This is a genomic window from Streptomyces sp. SCSIO ZS0520 (assembly GCF_025643355.1).
Lineage (GTDB): Bacteria > Actinomycetota > Actinomycetes > Streptomycetales > Streptomycetaceae > Streptomyces > Streptomyces physcomitrii.
Genome location: NZ_CP092644.1, coordinates 6,065,841 through 6,084,896, shown reverse-complemented (window position 1 = coordinate 6,084,896; position 19,056 = coordinate 6,065,841). Strand labels below are relative to the sequence as shown.

General features: G+C 70.3%; 16 protein-coding genes. 5 read left to right on the top strand and 11 right to left on the bottom strand.

Translation table 11 applies throughout. The features are described 5' to 3' along the window. Nucleotides 1–45 precede the first annotated feature (45 nt). Nucleotides 46–726 (top strand): DedA family protein, encoded by a 681-nt coding sequence (locus MID12_RS24405; RefSeq protein ID WP_263170748.1) that lies wholly within the window; start codon nucleotides 46–48, stop codon nucleotides 724–726. On the opposite strand, the gene MID12_RS24400 is transcribed toward MID12_RS24405, so the two are convergent. From MID12_RS24400 to MID12_RS24390, 3 genes are all read right to left on the bottom strand, one after another. Beyond that, nucleotides 641–1,447: an HAD family hydrolase gene (locus MID12_RS24400; protein ID WP_411577077.1), complete on the bottom strand. Its 807-nt coding sequence runs from the start codon at nucleotides 1,445–1,447 to the stop codon at nucleotides 641–643. The two genes, MID12_RS24405 and MID12_RS24400, sit on opposite strands and share 86 nt — an antisense overlap. A gap of 74 nt (nucleotides 1,448–1,521) precedes the next feature. Next, the gene (locus MID12_RS24395; RefSeq protein ID WP_411576999.1) at nucleotides 1,522–4,011 is read right to left on the bottom strand and encodes a phosphoribosyltransferase; all 2,490 of its coding nucleotides are present in this window, start codon (nucleotides 4,009–4,011) and stop codon (nucleotides 1,522–1,524) included. 209 nt (nucleotides 4,012–4,220) lie between these two features. Continuing rightward, entirely contained in the window at nucleotides 4,221–5,402 is a 1,182-nt protein-coding gene (locus MID12_RS24390; RefSeq protein ID WP_263170746.1) for an HpcH/HpaI aldolase/citrate lyase family protein, read from the bottom strand. Between the two features lie 240 nt (nucleotides 5,403–5,642). Here MID12_RS24390 and MID12_RS24385 point away from each other — a divergent pair, with 240 nt between their 5' ends. Next, nucleotides 5,643–6,449 carry a TerD family protein gene (locus MID12_RS24385; RefSeq protein ID WP_040253955.1) on the top strand — a complete coding sequence of 269 codons (807 nt, stop codon included), beginning with the start codon at nucleotides 5,643–5,645 and terminating at the stop codon, nucleotides 6,447–6,449. Nucleotides 6,450–6,588: 139 nt separating this feature from the next. On the opposite strand, the gene MID12_RS24380 is transcribed toward MID12_RS24385, so the two are convergent. The 6 genes from MID12_RS24380 to MID12_RS24355 all read right to left on the bottom strand — a co-directional run bounded on the left by MID12_RS24380 (nucleotide 6,589) and on the right by MID12_RS24355 (nucleotide 11,354). Further along, nucleotides 6,589–7,329 carry a Tellurium resistance gene (locus tag MID12_RS24380; protein ID WP_040253953.1) on the bottom strand — a complete coding sequence of 247 codons (741 nt, stop codon included), beginning with the start codon at nucleotides 7,327–7,329 and terminating at the stop codon, nucleotides 6,589–6,591. Between the two features lie 223 nt (nucleotides 7,330–7,552). Beyond that, nucleotides 7,553–8,689, bottom strand: a complete 1,137-nt coding sequence (locus MID12_RS24375; RefSeq protein ID WP_040253951.1) for a DUF475 domain-containing protein — start codon at nucleotides 8,687–8,689, stop codon at nucleotides 7,553–7,555. Nucleotides 8,690–8,764: 75 nt separating this feature from the next. Continuing rightward, nucleotides 8,765–9,340 carry a TerD family protein gene (locus MID12_RS24370; RefSeq protein WP_040253949.1) on the bottom strand — a complete coding sequence of 192 codons (576 nt, stop codon included), beginning with the start codon at nucleotides 9,338–9,340 and terminating at the stop codon, nucleotides 8,765–8,767. A 216-nt stretch (nucleotides 9,341–9,556) separates the two neighbouring features. Next, entirely contained in the window at nucleotides 9,557–10,132 is a 576-nt protein-coding gene (locus MID12_RS24365; RefSeq protein ID WP_040253947.1) for a TerD family protein, read from the bottom strand. A 113-nt stretch (nucleotides 10,133–10,245) separates the two neighbouring features. Then, nucleotides 10,246–10,704 carry a peroxiredoxin gene (locus tag MID12_RS24360; protein ID WP_040258261.1) on the bottom strand — a complete coding sequence of 153 codons (459 nt, stop codon included), beginning with the start codon at nucleotides 10,702–10,704 and terminating at the stop codon, nucleotides 10,246–10,248. A gap of 212 nt (nucleotides 10,705–10,916) precedes the next feature. Then, entirely contained in the window at nucleotides 10,917–11,354 is a 438-nt protein-coding gene (locus MID12_RS24355; protein ID WP_040253944.1) for a DUF3052 domain-containing protein, read from the bottom strand. A 429-nt stretch (nucleotides 11,355–11,783) separates the two neighbouring features. Between MID12_RS24355 and aceE the strand changes: the two genes are divergently transcribed. Then, nucleotides 11,784–14,528 (top strand): pyruvate dehydrogenase (acetyl-transferring), homodimeric type, encoded by a 2,745-nt coding sequence (aceE, locus tag MID12_RS24350; RefSeq protein ID WP_040253942.1) that lies wholly within the window; start codon nucleotides 11,784–11,786, stop codon nucleotides 14,526–14,528. Nucleotides 14,529–14,594: 66 nt separating this feature from the next. Here the strand turns inward: aceE and MID12_RS24345 are convergent, their stop codons facing one another. Together MID12_RS24345 and MID12_RS24340 are read right to left on the bottom strand one after the other, a co-directional pair. Beyond that, the gene (locus MID12_RS24345; RefSeq protein WP_052482591.1) at nucleotides 14,595–14,996 is read right to left on the bottom strand and encodes a peptidase inhibitor family I36 protein; all 402 of its coding nucleotides are present in this window, start codon (nucleotides 14,994–14,996) and stop codon (nucleotides 14,595–14,597) included. A 205-nt stretch (nucleotides 14,997–15,201) separates the two neighbouring features. Next, nucleotides 15,202–16,821, bottom strand: a complete 1,620-nt coding sequence (locus MID12_RS24340) for an MFS transporter (protein WP_040253941.1) — start codon at nucleotides 16,819–16,821, stop codon at nucleotides 15,202–15,204. Between the two features lie 142 nt (nucleotides 16,822–16,963). Between MID12_RS24340 and MID12_RS24335 the strand changes: the two genes are divergently transcribed. Together MID12_RS24335 and MID12_RS24330 are read left to right on the top strand one after the other, a co-directional pair. Beyond that, nucleotides 16,964–17,614 carry a TetR/AcrR family transcriptional regulator gene (locus MID12_RS24335; RefSeq protein ID WP_263170741.1) on the top strand — a complete coding sequence of 217 codons (651 nt, stop codon included), beginning with the start codon at nucleotides 16,964–16,966 and terminating at the stop codon, nucleotides 17,612–17,614. A gap of 176 nt (nucleotides 17,615–17,790) precedes the next feature. Further along, nucleotides 17,791–19,011: an alpha/beta hydrolase family protein gene (locus tag MID12_RS24330; RefSeq protein ID WP_263170739.1), complete on the top strand. Its 1,221-nt coding sequence runs from the start codon at nucleotides 17,791–17,793 to the stop codon at nucleotides 19,009–19,011. Nucleotides 19,012–19,056 lie beyond the last annotated feature (45 nt).

Sequence of the window (19,056 nt, the reverse complement as noted above, 5' to 3'; positions counted from 1 at the left end):
TGCACCTCAGTGTGCGGAAACCGGCCCCTGCCTACCGTTTCACGCATGATCGAAAGCAGCGGACCCGACTGGCTCGAGGGCCTCCTCGGCGACTTCGGGGCACCCGGCGCGGGCCTCGCCATCGCCCTGGAGAACCTCTTCCCACCCCTGCCCAGCGAAGTGATCCTCCCGCTCGCGGGGTTCGCGGCGAGCACCGGGCAGATGAATCTGTACGCCGCGCTGGTGTGGACGACCGCGGGATCCGTCGCCGGAGCCCTCGCCCTCTACGGCGCCGGTGCCGCACTCGGGCGCGCACGCATCCACCGTCTCGCAAGCCGCATCCCTCTGATGAAGGTCCACGACGTGGAGCGCGCCGAGGCCTGGTTCGCCCGCCACGGCACCAAGGCGGTGCTCCTGGGGCGCATGATCCCCTTGTTCCGGAGCCTCATCTCGATACCGGCGGGCATCGAGCGCATGCCGCTCCCGCTGTTCCTCGGCCTCACCGCCCTGGGCAGCGCGCTGTGGAACACCGCCTTCATCACCGCCGGTTACACCCTGGGCGAGCGATGGCCCGAGGTCACGGATCTCGTGTCCGTCTATTCCAAAGGGGTGCTGATACTCGCCGCGGCGGCGGTGGCGGCCTTCACCCTGATACGCATACTCAGGCCCGGCCGCGGGCGGCGGCGCGGGCGAACCGGCGGAGAATCTCCTCCCCCGCCGCAGCACCGGTCTCGGGAACCACGGTGAGCTGCGGGGCCGCCCATCCCGCGTCGGCCAGTTCACCGTGTCCGGGCCGCCAGGACCGGTCGGCCGCGAGCAGAAGGTCCGCGTCGAGCAGGGAGTCCCCGGCGGCCAGGGTGAGCTCGGCGCCCGTCCGCCGCGCCAGCTCCCGCATCGCCGCGCTCTTGGTCAGCGGCCGCGGTACGGCGTAGATCTTGCGTCCCTGCAGGGAGACGGTCCACCCGCGGGCCTCCGCCCACTCCCCCAGTTCCTTGACCCAGCCGTCGGGGAGCAGGGCACGCTCCACCACCAGATACGCGAACAGGTCTTCCGCCACCCGTTCCTTGAGCAGCCACGCGGGATCCGCGGCGGACCGCAGGTGATCGCGTACCTCGTCGAGAGGCGCGCACTCCCGGGCGATCTTCCGCGTCACCTGGGCGTGCCACTCCAGGTCGGGGACACCCTCGACCAGGATGTGCCCGCCGTTGGCGCAGATCGCGAACCGCGGGAGCGGACCGGGCAGATGGATACGCCCGTACTGCTCGCGGGTGCGGGTGGTGGTCGGCACGAAGACGGTCGCCTCGGCCAGCTCGGCCAGCAGCCGTGCCGCCGCCTCCGTCAAATAGGAGAGGGGCTTTCCCTCGTAGACCTCGACGCACAGGAGCCGTGGCGCCTCGGCATCGGGAACGCCGAGTTGCAGGGCCGCGGAGGAGTAGATGAGCGTCCGGTCGAGATCACTCGCCACCAGGGTGGCACCGGACCCGGAAGAAGGAGGTCGCAGTGACAAGGGCGCGGAAGGCGTCGGGTGGGCGGCGGACTCGCTCACTTCGCCGCCACCGCCTTGCCGTCCGTCCCCGTCGCGCCACGGGTGAAGCGGGGGTGGATCAGGCCGATGCAGGTGTAGGGAAGCCCGTCCACCTCCTCGACGGGTACGCCGCGTTGCTCGGCGAGAAGCCGCACATGGTCCAGGTCCGCACCGGCGCCGGTGCGGGCGAGGATCTTCCAGGGCACACGGCGCAACAGCACACGGGTCGTCTCACCGACCCCCGGCTTGACGAGGTTCACATCATGGATGCCGTACTCCTCACTGATTCTCTCCACCGCGGCCCACCCTTCCCAGCTCGGGCTGCGGTCGGTGGAGAGGAGTTCTTTCACCCGCTGGTCCACGGCCGGGGCGACATCGCCGAAGCGTGCCGTGACGGCGTCGAGGAAGACGCCCGAGACATCGGCGTCGGCCAGTTCGACATAGAACTTGGCGCCGTGGAAGTCGGCGGGGCCCACCAGGTCCGGGCGCAGCACGGTCCGCGAGACGAGGCCGGAGACGGTGGAGTTCAGGCAGGCGGAGGGGATGAGGTAGTCCTCGCGGGTGCCGTAGGTGCGGACGCAGGAGCCGGGGTCGGCGAGGACGGCGATCTCCGGGTCGAACCCTGCGATGCCTTCGGAGCGCGCGAAGTCCCTGACCGCCTCTGCGAGTTCACGGGTGATCGCGCCCTTGCCGGTCCAGCCGTCGACGAAGACCACGTCCGCCGGGTCGTGATGGGCGGCGAGCCAGCGCAGGGCGTTGGTGTCGATGCCTCGGCCGCGGACGATGGACACGGCGTAGTGGGGCAGTTCGAGGCCGTGCCGGTGCTGGGCGTACCTGCGCATGAGCACGCCGACGGGGGTGCCGGCCCGGGCGAGGGAGACCAGGACGGGGCGCCTCGTGCGCTCGGCGAGCACCGTCTCGGTCACGGTGCCCACGGCCAGGGCGATGCGGTCGGCGGAGGCTTGAAGCGCCGACTGGAACAGCTCCTGGTAGGCGGGGCTCGGCTGATACTCCACGGGGAGGGACTCCGCGTAGTGGGCGCCGCCGTTCTGGATCGCCTCTTCCCGTTCCTCCGTCGGCGCCTCCAGCTGCGTCCGGGAGAGGTCCTGCAGGAGCCAGCCCACCTCCTCGGGAGCGTAGGAGGAGAACTCGGGGCCACGGAGCGGCTCGGGCAGCACGTGGGGCCTTTCCGTGGCGCGGTGCGCGGACGCCGGGACATAGGACGGGACGACCGCGAGCAGCACCTGCCCGGTGTGGGCCGCGAGACGGCTCAGCAGGCCATGGGAGGCGCTGAGTTCGGGGGTGTCGGCGGCGGAGTCGACGACGGCGAGGACGGCGTCGAAACCGGCGCCCGCGACGTTGTAGGCGTACCTGTCACCCGGACCGTCGTCGGGATTGTCGTGGGAAGGGAAAGTGAGGCGGCTGCGGATGGCGTAGCCGGGGTCGTCGATGGCGAGGACGGGCGACCGGGTGGTCGTCGAGAAGCGCACCTCGACTCCGGGGAGTTGTTCCTCCAGGGCGAGGGCGAGCCGCAGGGGCGTGTACATCAGCTCCTCGCAGCCGAGGACGAGCACCTTCGGGGTCCTGGCCGGGGTGGTGCCCGTGGCCCGCCCCTCGGAGCCCAGGCGGGCCCGCAGCTCCTCGGCGATGCCGTCGGCCATCTTGGGCAGGGCGGCCTCGAGAAGGCTCCGGTGGCCCGGCAGGAAGCCATGGCGGCCCCCGTCCGGGAGGCCCTCGGGCCAACCGAGACCGACACGGGTGAACCGTGGCGACGGGCCCTGGCCACCCGGTTCGGTGCCTCCGGTCGGCGACTCCTGCGCGGCCGAGGACGCCGCGGACCGCTCCGGTGCGAGCGTCCCGTCGGGGTGGTTCTCGGCACGGTTCTCGTGGGCCTCGACCAGTGCCTGACCGGCGGTGAGGACATCAGGGGGCAGGCTCACCGTGCCCCGGGCGGCGGCGATCAGGTCGATCCGAGCGCCGATCTCCTCCGCGAAGTCGGCGAGGCGCTGCCGGTCCTGCGGGGCGCGCATGTCGACCAGGGCCACGATGACGTAGCGCTCGCGGGGGTAACGCCCGTGCAGGGTGCGGATGGTGTTGAGGACGGTGTTCCCGGTGGAGAACTCGTCGTCGACCAGGACAAGGGGGCCGCTGCCCGCCAGCAGTTCGGGGTCCTCGGGGAGGAGGAGGTGCGAGGTGGCGTGCGAGTGGGACTCCTCGAATCCACCGGCCTGGTGCACACCCGGCACCGGGCGCCGGGTCGAGTGCAGATAGGGCGCGGAGCTCATGCCGTCGGCGACGCAGTGGCCGAGTCCGGTGGCCGTCTCGGCGTAGCCGAGGACGACGGAGGAGCCCGCCTGTTCGGGGCCGAGGAGTTCGAGGACCCTTCGGCCGAGGTCGTGGCCGGAGCGGTGGACGACGGAAGGGAGTTGGGGGACGTGCTTGCCGAGGACGTTCGACACGAGGAGGTGAGCGCGCTTGGGGTTGCGGCGCAGGGCGAGGCCCAGCATGTCCCGTAGCCGCTCGACGGACCCTGGCGACTCCGGCCCCGGAGACGCAGACCCCAGCGACCCGGACCGCGGCGGCCCGGACTCCGGAGTGGCGGACCCCGGTGACGCGGACCGGGCCGACTCCGGGCGCGGGGGCGCGGAGTCCTCGCTCGGGAGGAGGTCGACGCCCAGTCGCTCGGCCACCCATGATCCGGACCATGCCACGGTGTTCACGCTCCCTTGCGTTCGGCCGGGGCTCCGGCGGCGAGCAGTTCGACGAAGCCGACGTCTTCGTTGGCCACGCCGAAGACGGCGGCGCGTTCCAGGGTGCGCTCGGCCCAGGCGCGGTGCGGCTTCACCTCGTTCATCTTGTTCGTATAGGCGGAGCGCAGGACTCCGCCGTCGAGTTCCGGACGCAGGATGTCCCGGGCGTCGCTGTACTCCTCGTGGCTGACCACGGACAGGGCGTGCACGGGCGGCACATGAGAGGGGTGGATGCAGGTCTTGCCGAGGAGGCCGTTGGCGCGGTCGAGTTCGATCTCGCGCAGCAGGCCGTCCATGTCGTGCTCGATGAGGGCGGTACGCAGTTCCTCCGCCCGGCCGTGGAAGGGGCTGCGGCGCAGTTGGGGCTTGAACATGCGCTGCTGGACCCGGAAGTACTCCCACACCGGTCCGCTGACGGTGAAGCCCGTGCCGTCCGCGCGGGCGAGCTGGTTGACCACATCGGCGATGACCGAGGCGACGATCTGCACGTCGTACGCGGTCATGTCGGGAGTGCGGCGCAGTCCGTAGGTGGAGCAGAAGTCGGTGACGCCGAGGCGGAGGGCGAGGACGCGGTCGCGGTACTTGTCCACGGTGCGGGCGATACCGGCCAGGGCCTCGCGCCGGGTCTCCAGGTGCATGAGCTCGGGTGATTCGAGGACCGGCATGGCGTAGAGGCGGCGGCTGCTGAGGGCCTCGGCGTCACCGAGGGCTTCGAGGAAGGGGACACCCCGTTCCTCGGTGAACTTGGGGAGTACGAATCCGGACAGGAGCCGGACGCGCGGGCCGAGCCTGCGGACCAGGTCGGGTATCTGCTCGGGGGTGCGTACCCGGATGAAGAGCAGGGGCGGGTCGTCCGTCGCTCTCGGCTGGTCGGCGAGAGCGGAGAACTGGCGTATCAGGTTCTCCTCGGCCTCGGTCACATCGGCGTCGCCTATGGAGTCCTCCAGGCACAGCACCATCGAGACCACACCGCGGTCCGCCTGCTTCACCACGTCCTCGGCGAGGTGCGGCCTGGTGGCGGGGCTGTACAGCGTGGCGCCCAGGGCCACGGCGAGCATGCGCGCCGGTGACTCGGACGTGAAGGTGCGCGGCTCCTGGTGGAAGAGACGCTGCCGCACCTCCGGGGCGATGTGCCCGAAATGACGCATGGGACTCCCTGGTGGCGGAGGAGGCAGGACAAGATGTGGCCGGTAATAGTACGTAGGAATGCGTGTCCGGGGTTCCCGCTGAACATGAAGTTCCGGTAACCCGGCCGTGTCGGCGGCGCGCGCGGCGGGCCCGGGCCGCGAAGCCCGGCGACGTCCCCGCCTTGCCCCCGCCTTGTCCTCCCGACTCCTCGCGGCGTCCCCGCGTTGTCCTGCGAGGGGCCGGGAAGGCAGGATGAGCGCATGACGCACGCGATGCTGAAGGGGGCGAACGTCCCGATCGAGGCCACATCGGTGCGTGCCCTGCTCCGATGGGCGCCCGGCCAGGGCGTGCCGGATGTCGATGTCTCGGCGCTGCTCCTCGGTCCGGACGGACGGGTCCGCTCGGACGAGGACTTCGTCTTCTACAACCAGCCCCGCCACCCCTCGGACCGGGTATGGCGGCTGGGCAAGAAGCGCGCGGGCGACCATGTCACCGACAGCGTGCAGGCGGACCTCGCGGGAATGGGCCCCGAGGTGCACCGCATCCTCCTCGTCGCCTCCGCGGACGATGTGCCCTTCGACCAGGTCCGAGCACTGCGCATCCAGGTGCACGACGCGGCCTCGGAGGCCGAGCCGCTGGCGTACTTCGACATCACCCCGGAGACGGGTGCCGAGACGGCGCTGATCTGCGGGGAGATCTACCGGCGCGGAGCGGGCTGGAAGTTCCGCGCGCTGGGCGAGGGGTATTCGAACGGGCTGGTCGGACTGGCGACGGACTTCGGCATCTCCGTCGACGAGTCCGAGCCCTCGGCCCCGGACTCCGCCCAGTCCCCGCCTCCGGCCGCACCCGAGCCGGTGGCAGCCCCGGCGGCTTCCCAGGCCCAGACCCACGCCCACCCGCCGCCGCCCCAGGGTCCGCCGCCGCAACCGGCGTACGGCTACCCGCCGTCGGCGCCCACCCAGCCGGCGCCGCTGGGAGCCGACCCCGCCTACGGCTACCCGCAGCCCGTGGGCGCGGACCCGGCCTTCACGATGCCGCCGCAGGGCCCGCAGTTCATCGGCCGCTGATCCGGCGCCCGGCTTCGGAACGGGGCACCCGCCCACAGGACCCGCCCCACGGCCCCGGAGGCGGGAAACAGCGCGGGAGGCGGGGCACAGCGCGGGAACCTGTCCGCTCACCGGCGGACCACCGGCGCTCCCGGCCGTGCTACTTCGCCGTCTTGTAGCCGCGGCCCCATTGCAGGCCCCAGCCGTACAGGCGGTCGAGTTCGGCCTGGAAGCCGTAGACGAACTTGACCTCGCGGCGCACCGTCAGTTCGCCCTTGACGTTCTCGATCAGGAGGACGGCGCAGGAGCGCGACTGCGCGGCGCGCTCCTCCAGGCTGATCTCGACCCGGGGGCCGTTGCTCGGGTAGAGGGTGACCTTGGCGTGGGTGCGGTCGAAGGCGGGGGTCTGGTCGTAGATGTAGACGAAGACGAGCAGCCGCTTGATCGACTCGCGGTGGTCCAGGTTGATGTAGATCGTCTCGCCGGAGGGCGAGCCGAAGCGGTCGTCGCCGCTCAGCTTCACATAGGGCGGGGTGTTCAGGTCGCCGAAGAAGCCGCCCAGGGGCTGGACCACGCCCTTCTCGCCGTCGACCATTTCGTAGAGGCAGCCGATGTCCAGGTCGACGTTGACCACGCCCTGGGTGTGCGCCTGCACCACCTCGGGCTTGAAGAGCGTGAGCGGGTTGCGTAAGAGGCTGCCGCCGCTGCGCGAGGACTTGCCCATGAAGTCGGAGGTGCGCATCCGCCAGGAGAGGTTGACGCGGAGGTTCCCGCTGTCGGCGCCCTGCTTCGTGAGCGAGACCGCCGGGCTCCGTTTGGTCAACTCGATGGCGTTGCTCGCCGCGCTGCCCGAGTCGAACTCCGTCGACCGACCGCGCCACAGTCCGTCCCAGAAGGCCATTGCGCCCCACCTCTCCTCGCGAGGAAGTCCCCTGCCCGCAGGGTGCCCCCTGTCCGTCTTCCGCATGCTCGCTCCGGCATGCCCGCGGGGCGGCCCCGAGGAACCTGTCCTCGACGGCCGCCCCGCACTGATGCATTCCTCTTCCCGCGCCCTCTCACGCACCCCGGTCCGCGTTCGCCCACCGGCAGTTCGGGAGCACACGGCCCGGACGGGGTCGGACCCGTCAGACGGAGACCTCGGTCTTCTCGTCCGATTCCTCTCCCCCGGCGGCCGCGATCTTCTTGTTGCGGCGCACCGAGGACCAGAAGGAGGCGGCGATCAGGACGACGCCGACCAGGCCGGTGACGACCTCGTTGATCTGGTACCGGATGGTGACGAGGAGGATCAGGGCGAGCGCGCCGATGGCGTAGTGGGCGCCGTGCTCCAGGTAGACGTAGTCGTCCAGGGTGCCCTGGCGGACCAGGTAGACGGTGAGCGACCTGACGTACATGGCACCGATGCCGAGGCCGAGGGCCATCATCACGATGTCGTTGGTGACGGCGAAGGCGCCGATGACTCCGTCGAAGGAGAAGGAGGCGTCGAGGACTTCGAGGTAGAGGAACATGAAGAAGGCGGCCTGGCCGCTGAGTTTGACCGCGGAGACGTTCTTACCGCGCTGCTTGGCCTCTTCCTCGGCCTCGTGCTCGCGCTCCTCGGCCTCTTCGAGGCGGTTCTCGAAGTAGCCGGAGAGCCCGCCGACCACGAGGTAGGTGATCAGACCCGCGACACCGGCGAGCAGGACCGTCTCGGCCTTGTCGGCGTGGCCGCCGCCGTGCTGGTGGGCGTTGGCCGCGAAGGTCAGCGCGGCGATCATGAGAACGATCAGGGCGATGCAGACCGAGAGCATGTCGACCTTGCCGAGCTTGGCGAGCGGCCGCTCCAGCCAGCCGAGCCACTTGATGTCGCGCTCCTCGAAGATGAAGTCGAGGAAGATCATCAGCAGGAACATGCCGCCGAAGGCCGCGATCGACGGGTGGGCGTCGGTCACCAGCTCCTGATAGCGGTCCTTGTCGGTCATGGCGAGATCGACCGCGTCGATCGGGCCGATCTTGGCGCTGATCGCGACGATCACGACGGGGAAGACCAGCCGCATGCCGAAGACGGCGATCAGGATGCCGATGGTGAGGAAGATCTTCTGCCAGAAGGCATTCATCTTCTTCAGGATTCCGGCATTGACCACGGCGTTGTCGAAGGACAGCGAGATCTCGAGGATGGCCAGGATCGCGACGACCCCGAACGCGGTCCATCCCCCGTAGAACACCGCTGCGACCAGACCGAGCGCGGTGACCGCGAACGACCAGCCGAAGGTTTTCAGAAGCACTGGCTACCCAATCGTGTGTGTGGGGGTCCCCCCGGAGGATCCGGGGGAGGGTCTCCCCCCTCGCCGTACCCGGCTTTACGAAACATTGACCCCGAAGTCTAGAGCGATGCCTCGCAGGCCCGACGCGTACCCCTGGCCCACGGCCCTGAACTTCCACTCACCGTTGTACCGGTACAGCTCGCCGAAGATCATCGCCGTCTCGGTGGAGGCGTCCTCGGACAGGTCGTAGCGTGCCAGTTCCTGGCCGTCCGCCTGATTGACGACACGGATGAAGGCGTTGCTGACCTGGCCGAAGGCCTGGCCGCGGTTGTCCGCGTCATGGATGGAGACCGGGAAGATGATCTTGTCGCAGTGGGCCGGCACCTTGGAGAGGTCGACGAGCAGCGACTCGTCGTCGCCGTCGCCCTCACCGGTGAGGTTGTCACCGGTGTGCTCCACGGAGCCGTCCGGACTGGTCAGATTGTTGTAGAAGACGAACCACTCGTCGCCGAGCACCCGTCCCGACTGGCACAGCAGTGCGCTGGCGTCGAGGTCGAAGGGGGCTCCGGTGGTGGAGCGCGCGTCCCAGCCGAGCCCGACCATCACCTGGGTGAGATTCGGTGCGGCCTTGGAGAGGGAGACATTGCCCCCCTTGGCGAGTGTGACGCCCATGTTCGTGGTCCTCCCCGATGGTGGTGATCCCCGTTGATACCCCACCCCGCGGTTCTCACGCCCGGTGCACGCGACGGAGGCGGGGTGGCTGGACGGTGTCCGGCGGCCCGCGCCTCGGGCGGGACCCTCCGGCACCGGCCGATGCCCCGGCGTACGCGTCCGGCGCCGCACGGTGGTGTGCGGCGCCGGACGGCGGTTGGTGCCTCGCCTACGTCCTCAGACGTTCACGCCGAAGTCCTGCGCGATGCCGCGCAGGCCCGAGGCGTAGCCCTGGCCGATGGCGCGGAACTTCCACTCCGCGCCGTGCCGGTAGAGCTCACCGAAGACCATGGCGGTCTCGGTGGAGGCGTCCTCGGAGAGGTCGTACCGCGCGATCTCGACGTCGCCGGCCTGGTTGACCACGCGGATGAACGCGTTGCGCACCTGGCCGAAGGACTGCTGGCGGCTCTCCGCGTCGTAGATGGAGACCGGGAACACGATCTTCTCCACCTCGGCGGGGACCCCGGCCAGGTTGACCTTGATCTGCTCGTCGTCGCCCTCGCCCTCACCGGTGATGTTGTCGCCGGTGTGCTCCACCGAGCCGTCGGGGCTCTTGAGGTTGTTGAAGAACACGAAGTTCTGGTCGCTGGCGACCTTGCCCTCGGCGTTCGTCAGGATGGCGCTGGCATCGAGGTCGAAGTCGGTGCCGGTGGTGGTGCGCACATCCCAGCCCAGACCGATCGTGACCGCGGTCAGGCCCGGTGCCTCCTTGGTCAGCGAGACGTTGCCGCCCTTGCTGAGGCTGACTCCCACGAGTCCTCCCTTGGTATGCAGGGGCCTGGCCCCCGTCGTGCGTTGGCTACTTGTGACAACGAGTGGATCCTAGTGACGGGTTCCCCGCCACGGCCCTCCTTGGGGCACAGGAATCACAGGGTGTCGAGCGCCTTGACGTAGTCGTTCAGGTCGCGGGCGTCGGGCAGGCCGTTCTCGACCGTCCAGCGCACCACGCCCTCCTTGTCGATGATGAAGGTGCCGCGCACGGCGCACCCCTTCTCCTCGTCGAAGACGCCGTAGGCACGCGAGGTCTCGCCGTGCGGCCAGAAGTCGGAGAGCAGCGGGTACTCCAGGCCCTCCTGCTCCGCGAAGACCCGCAGGCTGAACGGGGAGTCGTTGGAGACGGCGAGCAGCTGGACCTCGTCGTTGACGAACTTCGGGAGTTCGTCGCGCAGGGCGCACAGCTCGCCGGTGCACACGCCGGTGAACGCGAACGGGTAGAAGAGCAGCACCACGTTCTTCTCACCGCGGAAGTCCGCGAGCCGCACGGTCTCGCCGTGCTGGTTCTTGAGCGCAAAGTCCGGGGCCTTGGTGCCGACCTCGATCGCCATGGTCACGCCATCCCTTCCACGGGGCTGTCGGAGGCTGTTCAGGTGACCCACCCTACGCAGTGATCTCCCCGGCCCTCGCGGCACGTCCCGGCTGCGGCCCCTCGGCGGCCGGCCGTCGCGGGCCCCGCAGAGCGCGGGCCGCCGGAAAAGGGCGCGGGCCCGCGCCCCGGAGCGTCGTCCGGGGCACGGGCCCGATGGTGAGGTCTCGGCCGCTAGCGCTTCTTGGCGGCCGCCTTGGGTGTGACCAGGCGGCTGCCGGTCCAGTCCTTGCCGACGCTGAGCGTCTTGGTCTGGGACAGGCCCGCGGTCTGCGCGGCCTCGTTGATGTCGCTCGGCTCGACATACCCGTCGCGGCCGGTCTTCGGCGTCAGCAGGACGAGGGGCGCGCCCTCGTCGATGAGCGTCGTGGCATCGACGAGGGCGTCCGTCAGGTCGCCGTCGTCCTCACGGAACCAGACGACCACCGCGTCGGCGACGTCGTCGTAGTCCTCGTCGACGAGTTCCTTGCCACTGGTCTCCTGGATCGCCTCACGGAGCTCGTGGTCGACGTCCTCGTCGTAGCCGATCTCCTGGACCACCTGTCCGGGCTGGATACCCAGCCTTGCGGCCAGGCTCGTCCGCTCCTCCGCGTGGTCCGCGGTCGCGCTCACGGATTGCCTCCTGATCATGTTTCGGAAGTGTCGGGGACCTCGCGCGTACGCGGGGCATTGGCCGTAGTCCACACGTGCGGGACGGATCGCGCAAGTACCCGGCCGTGCAGACCGCCGAAACGGTGACGTTCCGGGCCGTGTCACCGCAACTCATGGCATGACTCCACGGTAACGGGTCCCGGGCACCCCTTCGGAATGAGCCCCTTCGCGGCTTTCCTCACCGGCCTCTCCCGGCCCGCGCGCGACCGCGTCCAACACGCGGGAAGCCCGGGCAAAGAGGACATGTCACACGAAGATCCGCCGCCGGGCCCGGAAAGGTTGCGGTTACCAATGAGTAGAGATGACGTACGCCCCCGCGAGGTCCACGATGGGAGCGGCATACCCGCAGTACCAAGCCCCCTCAGTGCCCCCAGACAGCGAAGGAACAGCGTGGCTTCCGGATCCGATCGCAATCCGATCATCATTGGCGGCCTTCCCAGCCAGGTCCCGGACTTTGATCCCGAAGAGACCCAGGAGTGGCTCGACTCCCTCGACGCGGCCGTCGACGAGCGGGGCCGCGAGCGCGCCCGGTACCTCATGCTCCGGCTGATCGAGCGGGCCCGTGAGCGCCGCGTCGCCGTGCCCGAGATGCGCAGCACGGACTACATCAACACCATCGCCACCAAGGACGAGCCGTTCTTCCCCGGCAACGAGGACATCGAGCGCAAGGTCCTGAACGCCACCCGCTGGAACGCGGCCGTGATGGTCTCGCGCGCCCAGCGCCCCGGCATCGGGGTCGGCGGGCACATCGCGACCTTCGCCTCCTCGGCCTCGCTCTACGACGTCGGCTTCAACCACTTCTTCCGCGGCAAGGACGAGGGCGACGGCGGCGACCAGATCTTCTTCCAGGGCCACGCCTCGCCCGGCATCTACGCCCGGGCCTTCCTGCTCGACCGGCTGAACGAGCAGCAGCTCGACGGCTTCCGGCAGGAGAAGTCGCGCTTCCCCGAGGGGCTTTCGAGCTATCCGCACCCGCGCTCCATGCCGGACTTCTGGGAGTTCCCGACCGTCTCGATGGGCCTCGGCCCGCTCGGCGCGATCTTCCAGGCCCGGATGAACCGCTACATGGAGGCGCGCGGCATCGCCGACACCTCCAAGTCGCACGTCTGGGCCTTCCTCGGCGACGGCGAGATGGACGAGCCCGAGTCGCTGGGCCAGCTCTCCATCGCCGCCCGCGAGGGACTGGACAACCTGACCTTCGTGGTCAACTGCAACCTCCAGCGCCTCGACGGCCCGGTGCGCGGCAACGGCAAGATCATCCAGGAGCTGGAGTCGCAGTTCCGCGGCGCGGGCTGGAACGTCGTCAAGCTGGTCTGGGACCGCACCTGGGACCCGCTGCTCGCCCAGGACCGCGACGGGCTGCTCGTCAACAAGCTCAACACCACGCCCGACGGGCAGTTCCAGACGTACGCGACGGAGACCGGCTCCTACATCCGCGACCACTTCTTCGGCGACGACCAGCGGCTGCGGGCCATGGTCGAGGGCATGTCGGACGACCAGATCCTGCACCTGGGGCGCGGCGGCCACGACCACCGGAAGATCTACGCGGCCTTCTCCGCCGCCAAGGCGCACAAGGGCCAGCCGACGGTGATCCTCGCGCAGACCGTCAAGGGCTGGACCCTCGGCCCCAACTTCGAGGGCCGCAACGCCACCCACCAGATGAAGAAGCTCACGGTGGCCGACCTCAAGGGCTTCCGCGACCGGCTGCACCTGCCCATCCCGGACAAGGAGCTGGAGAGCGGGCTGCCGCCGTACTACCACCCGGGCCGGGACTCGGAAGAGATCCAGTACATGCACGACCGGCGCAAGTCCCTCGGCGGGTACGCGCCGACCCGGGTGGTGCGCGCGAAGCCGCTGCCGCTGCCCGAGGACAAGACGTACGCGACCGTGAAGAAGGGGTCGGGCCAGCAGTCGATCGCCACCACCATGGCCTTCGTACGGCTGCTGAAGGACCTCATGCGGGACAAGGAGATCGGCAAGCGCTTCGTGCTGATCGCGCCGGACGAGTACCGCACCTTCGGCATGGACTCCTTCTTCCCGAGTGCGAAGATCTACAACCCGCTCGGCCAGCAGTACGAGTCCGTGGACCGCGAACTCCTGCTCGCCTACAAGGAGTCGCCGACCGGGCAGATGCTGCACGACGGCATCTCCGAGGCGGGCTGTACCGCCTCGCTGATCGCGGCCGGTTCCGCGTACGCCACGCACGGCGAGCCGCTGATCCCGGTCTACGTCTTCTACTCGATGTTCGGTTTCCAGCGCACCGGTGACCAGTTCTGGCAGATGGCCGACCAGATGGCGCGCGGATTCGTCCTCGGCGCGACCGCCGGGCGCACGACCCTGACCGGTGAGGGGCTCCAGCACGCCGACGGGCACTCCCAGCTGCTCGCCTCCACCAACCCGGCGTGCGTGGCCTACGACCCGGCCTTCGGCTTCGAGATCGCGCACATCGTCAAGGACGGCCTGCGCCGGATGTACGGGCAGCCGGAGCCCGGCGAAGACCCGGACGTCTTCTACTACCTCACCGTCTACAACGAGCCGATCAAGCACCCGGCCGAGCCCGCGGACGTCGACGTCGAGGGCATCCTCAAGGGCATCCACCGGCTGCGGCCCGGCCAGGAGGGCGCGATCCCGGCGCAGATCCTCGCCTCCGGTGTCGCGGTGCCCTGGGCGCTCACGGCGCAGGAGATCCTCGCCCGCGACTGGAACGTGAAGGCCGACGTCTGGTCGGCGACCTCCTGGAACGAGCTGCGGCGCGAGGCCGTCGAGGTGGAGCGGCACAACCTGCTGCACCCGGAGGAGGAGCAGCTCACCCCGTACGTCACCCGCAAACTCGCGGACAGCGAGGGGCCGTTCGTGGCCGTCTCGGACTGGATGCGCTCGGTGCCGGACCAGATCGCGCGCTGGGTGCCGGGCACCTACCAGTCGCTCGGCGCGGACGGCTTCGGCTTCGCGGACACCCGGGGCGCCGCCCGGCGCTTCTTCCACATCGACGCCGAGTCCATCGTGGTGGGGGTGCTCACCGAACTCGCCCGCGAGGGCAAGCTGGACCGCTCGGTGCTCAAGCAGGCCATCGACCGCTACCAGCTGCTCGACGTCGCCGCCGCGGACCCGGGTGCCGCCGGAGGCGACGCCTGAGAGGCGGTATCGGCCAGGAACCGCGGGGCCCGGAGTCTTCCTCCGGGCCCCGCGGCCTTGGGACCGCTAGCGCTCCCAGATCTTGAACGCCCGTACCCGGTACGGCGCCTGGGGCGTGTAGCTGCCCTTGCCGGGATAGGTGTCGAACTCCCCGGTCTCGGCGCACTCCTCGGACTGGTAGGTCGTCACGGGCCGCCCGGTGCGGTTGGCGAAGGACTGGGCGCCGCCCTTGCCGGGCAGCACCACGCAGCTCTCGATCGGGGTGCCGGAGAGCTCGTAGGTGCGCCGGGCACCCTTGAACTCCGCCTTGTCCCACAGGCACAGCTCCCCCGCGGCGCAGGAGCCGAGCGCCGCCTTGGGCGCCGAGCGCGGGGCCGGCGCCGAGTGGGCCGGTGCCAGGGCGAGGCAGGAGAGTGCCGCCGCGGTGAGGGTGATGGTCAGGTTCCTGCGGTTGACGTATCGCGTCATGGTGGTGCCCCCGTGTCGGAGTGGATCAGTTGAGGAGCACCCTGACCTGCGGATCCGGCTCCGGGGAAGGGGCCGCGGCGGCGATCACCCTGATAGGGGAAAAAGCCCCGCCGGGGTCCCGACGGGGCTTTTTCGACGCGGAGTTGACGCTTCCGCGTGGCCGGATGCGAGCCCCTCCGCTGGGGCGGGCCCGCACGCGGCCGACTCAGATGTGACCGCCCGCGGCACCCGCCGCCTCGGCGTTCTGACCGCGCTTGGTGAACAGGGCGACGAACACCGCGACCACCGAGACACCCGCCGCGACCAGGCAGGCAAGGCCCATCCCCGACATGAAGGTGTCGTGCGCGACGGTGGTGATCTTCTCGGCGAGGGAGGCCGGGGCGCCCTGGGGCACCGGCGCCACGCCGACCTGGACGGCCTCCTTGGCCTTGTCGAGCTGCTCCGGCGGCACCGGCGGCAGCTTCGCCTCGGCCATGTTCCCGGCCAGATCGCTGTCCACCTTCGAGGCCATCACGGCGCCCAGAACGGCCGTACCGAGGCTGCCGCCGATCTGCATGGCGGCCTGCTGGAGGCCTCCGGCGACACCCGAGAGCTCCAGCGGGGCGTTGCCGACGATGACCTCGGTCGCGCCGACCATCACCGGGGCCAGGCCGAGGCCGAGCAGGGCGAACCAGACGGACATGGTGAGGCTGCTGGTGCCGGCCTCCAGCTCGGACATGCCGAACATCGCCGTGGCGGTGCAGACCATGCCGCCCGCGAGCGGGATCCGCGGGCCGAGCTTGGTGATCAGGGCGCCCGCGACGGGGGAGCCGACGATCATCATGCCGGTGAGCGGCAGCAGGTGCAGTCCGCTGTCCACCGGGCTCATGCCGTGCACGTTCTGCAGGTAGAAGGTGACGAAGAAGAGGCCGCCGAGGAAGGCGACGGCCATCAGGACCATGAGGATCACACCGGCGGACAGCGCCACCGAGCGGAACAGGCCCATCGGGACGAGGGGTTCGGCGGTCCTGGTCTCCCAGAGCGCGAAGACGACGAAGCTGACCACGGAGACGGCGAGGAAGGTCCAGGTGCCGCCGTCGCCCCAGCCCCACTCGGGCGCCTTGATGAGGGCCCAGACGAGGCAGAACATGGCCGCCGAGAGCAGCAGGATGCCCGGGATGTCGAAGGACCGGGGCGCCTTCTCCGCGCGGTGGTCGAGGATGATCAGCACGCCGAGCACCACCGCGAGGGCGCCGACCGGCAGGTTGATGAAGAAGACCGACTCCCAGCTGACGTGCTGGACGAGCAGGCCGCCGATGATCGGGCCGCCGGCCGTGGAGGCGCCGATGACCATGCCCCAGATGCCGATCGCCATGTTGAGCTTCTCGGCGGGGAAGGTGGCGCGCAGGATGCCGAGGGCGGCGGGCATCAGCAGCGCGCCGAACAGGCCCTGCAGCACCCGGAAGGCGACCACCGCGGCGATGCCGCTGGACAGGCCGATGGCGCCGGAGGCCAGCGCGAAACCGGCGGCGCCGATCAGGAAGGTCTGCCGGTGCCCGAAGCGGTCGCCGATCTTGCCCGCGGTGATCAGGGCGACGGCGAGCGCCAGGAAGTAGGCGTTGGTGATCCACTGGACGTCCGCGAAGGAGGCGCCCAGATCCGCCTGGATGGCAGGGTTGGCGATGGCGACGATGGTGCCGTCCAGGGCGACCATCGTGACACCGAAGGCCACGGTCAGCAGGGTCAGCCAGGGGTGGCCGCGCAGCCGGCCGGCCGCGGCTGCGGGGGGTGCGGCCGGCGTGCTGTCCGCCGGTTCCTTGGGGTCGACGGTGGTCTGACTAGTCATACGGGCGAGGCTAATGTCAGCGGCTGACGCGAAGCAATCCGAATAGCCGGGCGGCCAGTTGTCTACCGCGTCACGTCGCGGGCGCGCACCGGTCCCCGCGTAAGATCCGCCGCTCGCCACCCCGAAGGGAAACGTCACGGAGATGACCACGGAGCTCCCGGACTCGGCGCCCGGCCTGCGCGCGCGCAAGAAGCAGCGCACCCGGGACGAGCTGCTGCACGCCGCCCTCGAACTCTTCACCTCCCAGGGCTACGAGGAGACGACGGTCGACGAGATCTCCGAGGCCGTCCAGGTCTCCCAGCGCACCTTCTTCCGGCACTTCAGCAGCAAGGAGGACGCCGCCTTCCGCGTACAGGACCTCATCGAGTCGCACTTCGTCACCGCGGTGAGCGGACGGCCGCCCGGCGAGGCCCCGCTGGAGGCGATGCGGCGGGCCGTGCTCGACGCCTGGAACACGGTCGGGGAGGCGATCGAGGCGCTGGTCCCGCTGGAACTGCACATGCGCACGTACCAGTTGATCGAGTCCACGCCCTCGCTGCTCGCCACCCATATGCGCCGCTCGGCCGATCTGGAGGAGGTGCTCGCGCGGGTGATCGCCGAGCGTGAGGGGCTCGACGTGGACGAGGACCCGCGGCCGCGCCTCGTGGTGGCGGCGTTCAGCGGGGTGATGCGGATGACCGGCCGCAGATGGGGCGCCGGGAACGAGGCGACCGTGGAGTCGATCCGCGAGATGACCGCGGCCTACCTGGACCGCTTCGAGTCGGCGCTCGCCGCCGACTGGCACCGGGGGTGACACCCGGGCGGGCCGATGTGCCCGCCCGCGCGGCACCCGGCGGGGCCCGAAGTCCCGTCGCGCAGCGTCACAAGTCCCGTGGGACTGGTCCGTTCTGCCCCAAAAGCGGCATGGAAAAGGTGACCTGGGCCACCCGTTTCACGGTGCACGGCGGGGTTCTCCTAGGGTGTCCCGCAGTGACTTCCTCCGACACTTCCACCCAGCTCACCGTCTGGCGCACCCTGCTCGCCCTGGCCGTCGTCTTCGTCATGCTGGCGACGACCGGCTGGACCGCCGTGCGCCACCACCGGCCCGCGCCCTCCCCGGTGCAGGCCGCCTTCGACGCCTGGGAGCAGGGAAGAATCGGCGGCCGTCCGCTGCCCTCCGCGCACGCGGCGCCCGAGCGGCTGCACCGCTTCTTCGCCTCGCTCGACGGCCGCCAGGAGCGGTGGCTGCTGCACCGGTACGCGCTCGCCGTCGGCAATATGAACGGCGCGCCGGTGAAGCTGCGCTACCAGGCCAACCGGGTCGCCCTCACCGACGCCCGCGGGGTGGAGCTGCGGCGCATGCGGGACACCCGGCTCTCCCCCTACGGACGGCACGAGGCGGGCCGCCGGATGCACCGCCTGGAGGCGCTGCTGCGCCCGGAGCGGCACATCCTCGCCTTCGATCCGCTGGGCTCGGGCCGGGTGGCGGAGGTCTACGGCGACCTGGAGAAGGCCGAGCGGGTCTCGGTCGTGGTCCCGGGTGTGGACACCGACCTGCTGACCTTCCAGCGCACCCAGCGCCGGTACAGCGCACCGGCGGGGATGGCCGAGGCCCTGCACCGCGCCGAACGCGCCGCGAGCCCGGGCACCCGTACCGCGGTGATCGCCTGGGCCGACTACACCACGCCCAGCGGGATCGGCATGGACGCGGTGACCGCGGGCAAGGCGGAGGCGGGTGCCGAGCGGCTCAACGCGCTGCTGCACACGCTGCCCGGACGCTCACCGGTGGCGCTGTACTGCCACAGCTACGGCTCGGTGGTCTGCGGGCTCGCCGCCGGTGAACTGCCGGGCCGGGTGCGGGACATCGCGGTCGCGGGCAGCCCGGGCATGCGCGCCTCGCACGCCGGGGACCTGGACACCCGGGCCCGCGTCTGGGCGGTGCGGGACAACGACGACTGGATCCGCGAGGTGCCCTTCCTGGAAGTGGGGGGCCTCGGGCACGGCGCCGACCCGGTCTCCCCCTCCTTCGGCGCGCGGCGCCTGTCCGCCGATCTCGCGAAGGGGCACGCGGGATACTTCCTCCCCGGCACGGACAGTCTGGGAAATTTCGCCGCAATCGGTACCGGCACCTACGAGTCGGTGCGCTGCGCACAGCAGGATCCTGCGTGCCGGAACGGTCTGACGGACGTCCTGGGCACCGAACGCGCGTAGATACGTGCAAGAAGTGCGGTCGTCGAAGAGGCGACGTGAAGGGGC

What these genes read in the sequence shown, in the direction of transcription:
- MID12_RS24340 (WP_040253941.1), bottom strand. Translation starts at nt 16,821, where the DNA reads ATGACTAGTCAGACCACCGTCGACCCCAAGGAACCGGCGGACAGCACG.
- MID12_RS24395 (WP_411576999.1), bottom strand. Translation starts at nt 4,011, where the DNA reads ATGCTGGGCCTCGCCCTGCGCCGCAACCCCAAGCGCGCTCACCTCCTC.
- MID12_RS24390 (WP_263170746.1), bottom strand. Translation starts at nt 5,402, where the DNA reads ATGCGTCATTTCGGGCACATCGCCCCGGAGGTGCGGCAGCGTCTCTTC.
- MID12_RS24360 (WP_040258261.1), bottom strand. Translation starts at nt 10,704, where the DNA reads ATGGCGATCGAGGTCGGCACCAAGGCCCCGGACTTTGCGCTCAAGAAC.
- MID12_RS24405 (WP_263170748.1), top strand. Translation starts at nt 46, where the DNA reads ATGATCGAAAGCAGCGGACCCGACTGGCTCGAGGGCCTCCTCGGCGAC.
- MID12_RS24385 (WP_040253955.1), top strand. Translation starts at nt 5,643, where the DNA reads ATGACGCACGCGATGCTGAAGGGGGCGAACGTCCCGATCGAGGCCACA.
- MID12_RS24370 (WP_040253949.1), bottom strand. Translation starts at nt 9,340, where the DNA reads ATGGGCGTCACACTCGCCAAGGGGGGCAATGTCTCCCTCTCCAAGGCC.
- MID12_RS24380 (WP_040253953.1), bottom strand. Translation starts at nt 7,329, where the DNA reads ATGGCCTTCTGGGACGGACTGTGGCGCGGTCGGTCGACGGAGTTCGAC.
- MID12_RS24345 (WP_052482591.1), bottom strand. Translation starts at nt 14,996, where the DNA reads ATGACGCGATACGTCAACCGCAGGAACCTGACCATCACCCTCACCGCG.
- MID12_RS24335 (WP_263170741.1), top strand. Translation starts at nt 16,964, where the DNA reads ATGACCACGGAGCTCCCGGACTCGGCGCCCGGCCTGCGCGCGCGCAAG.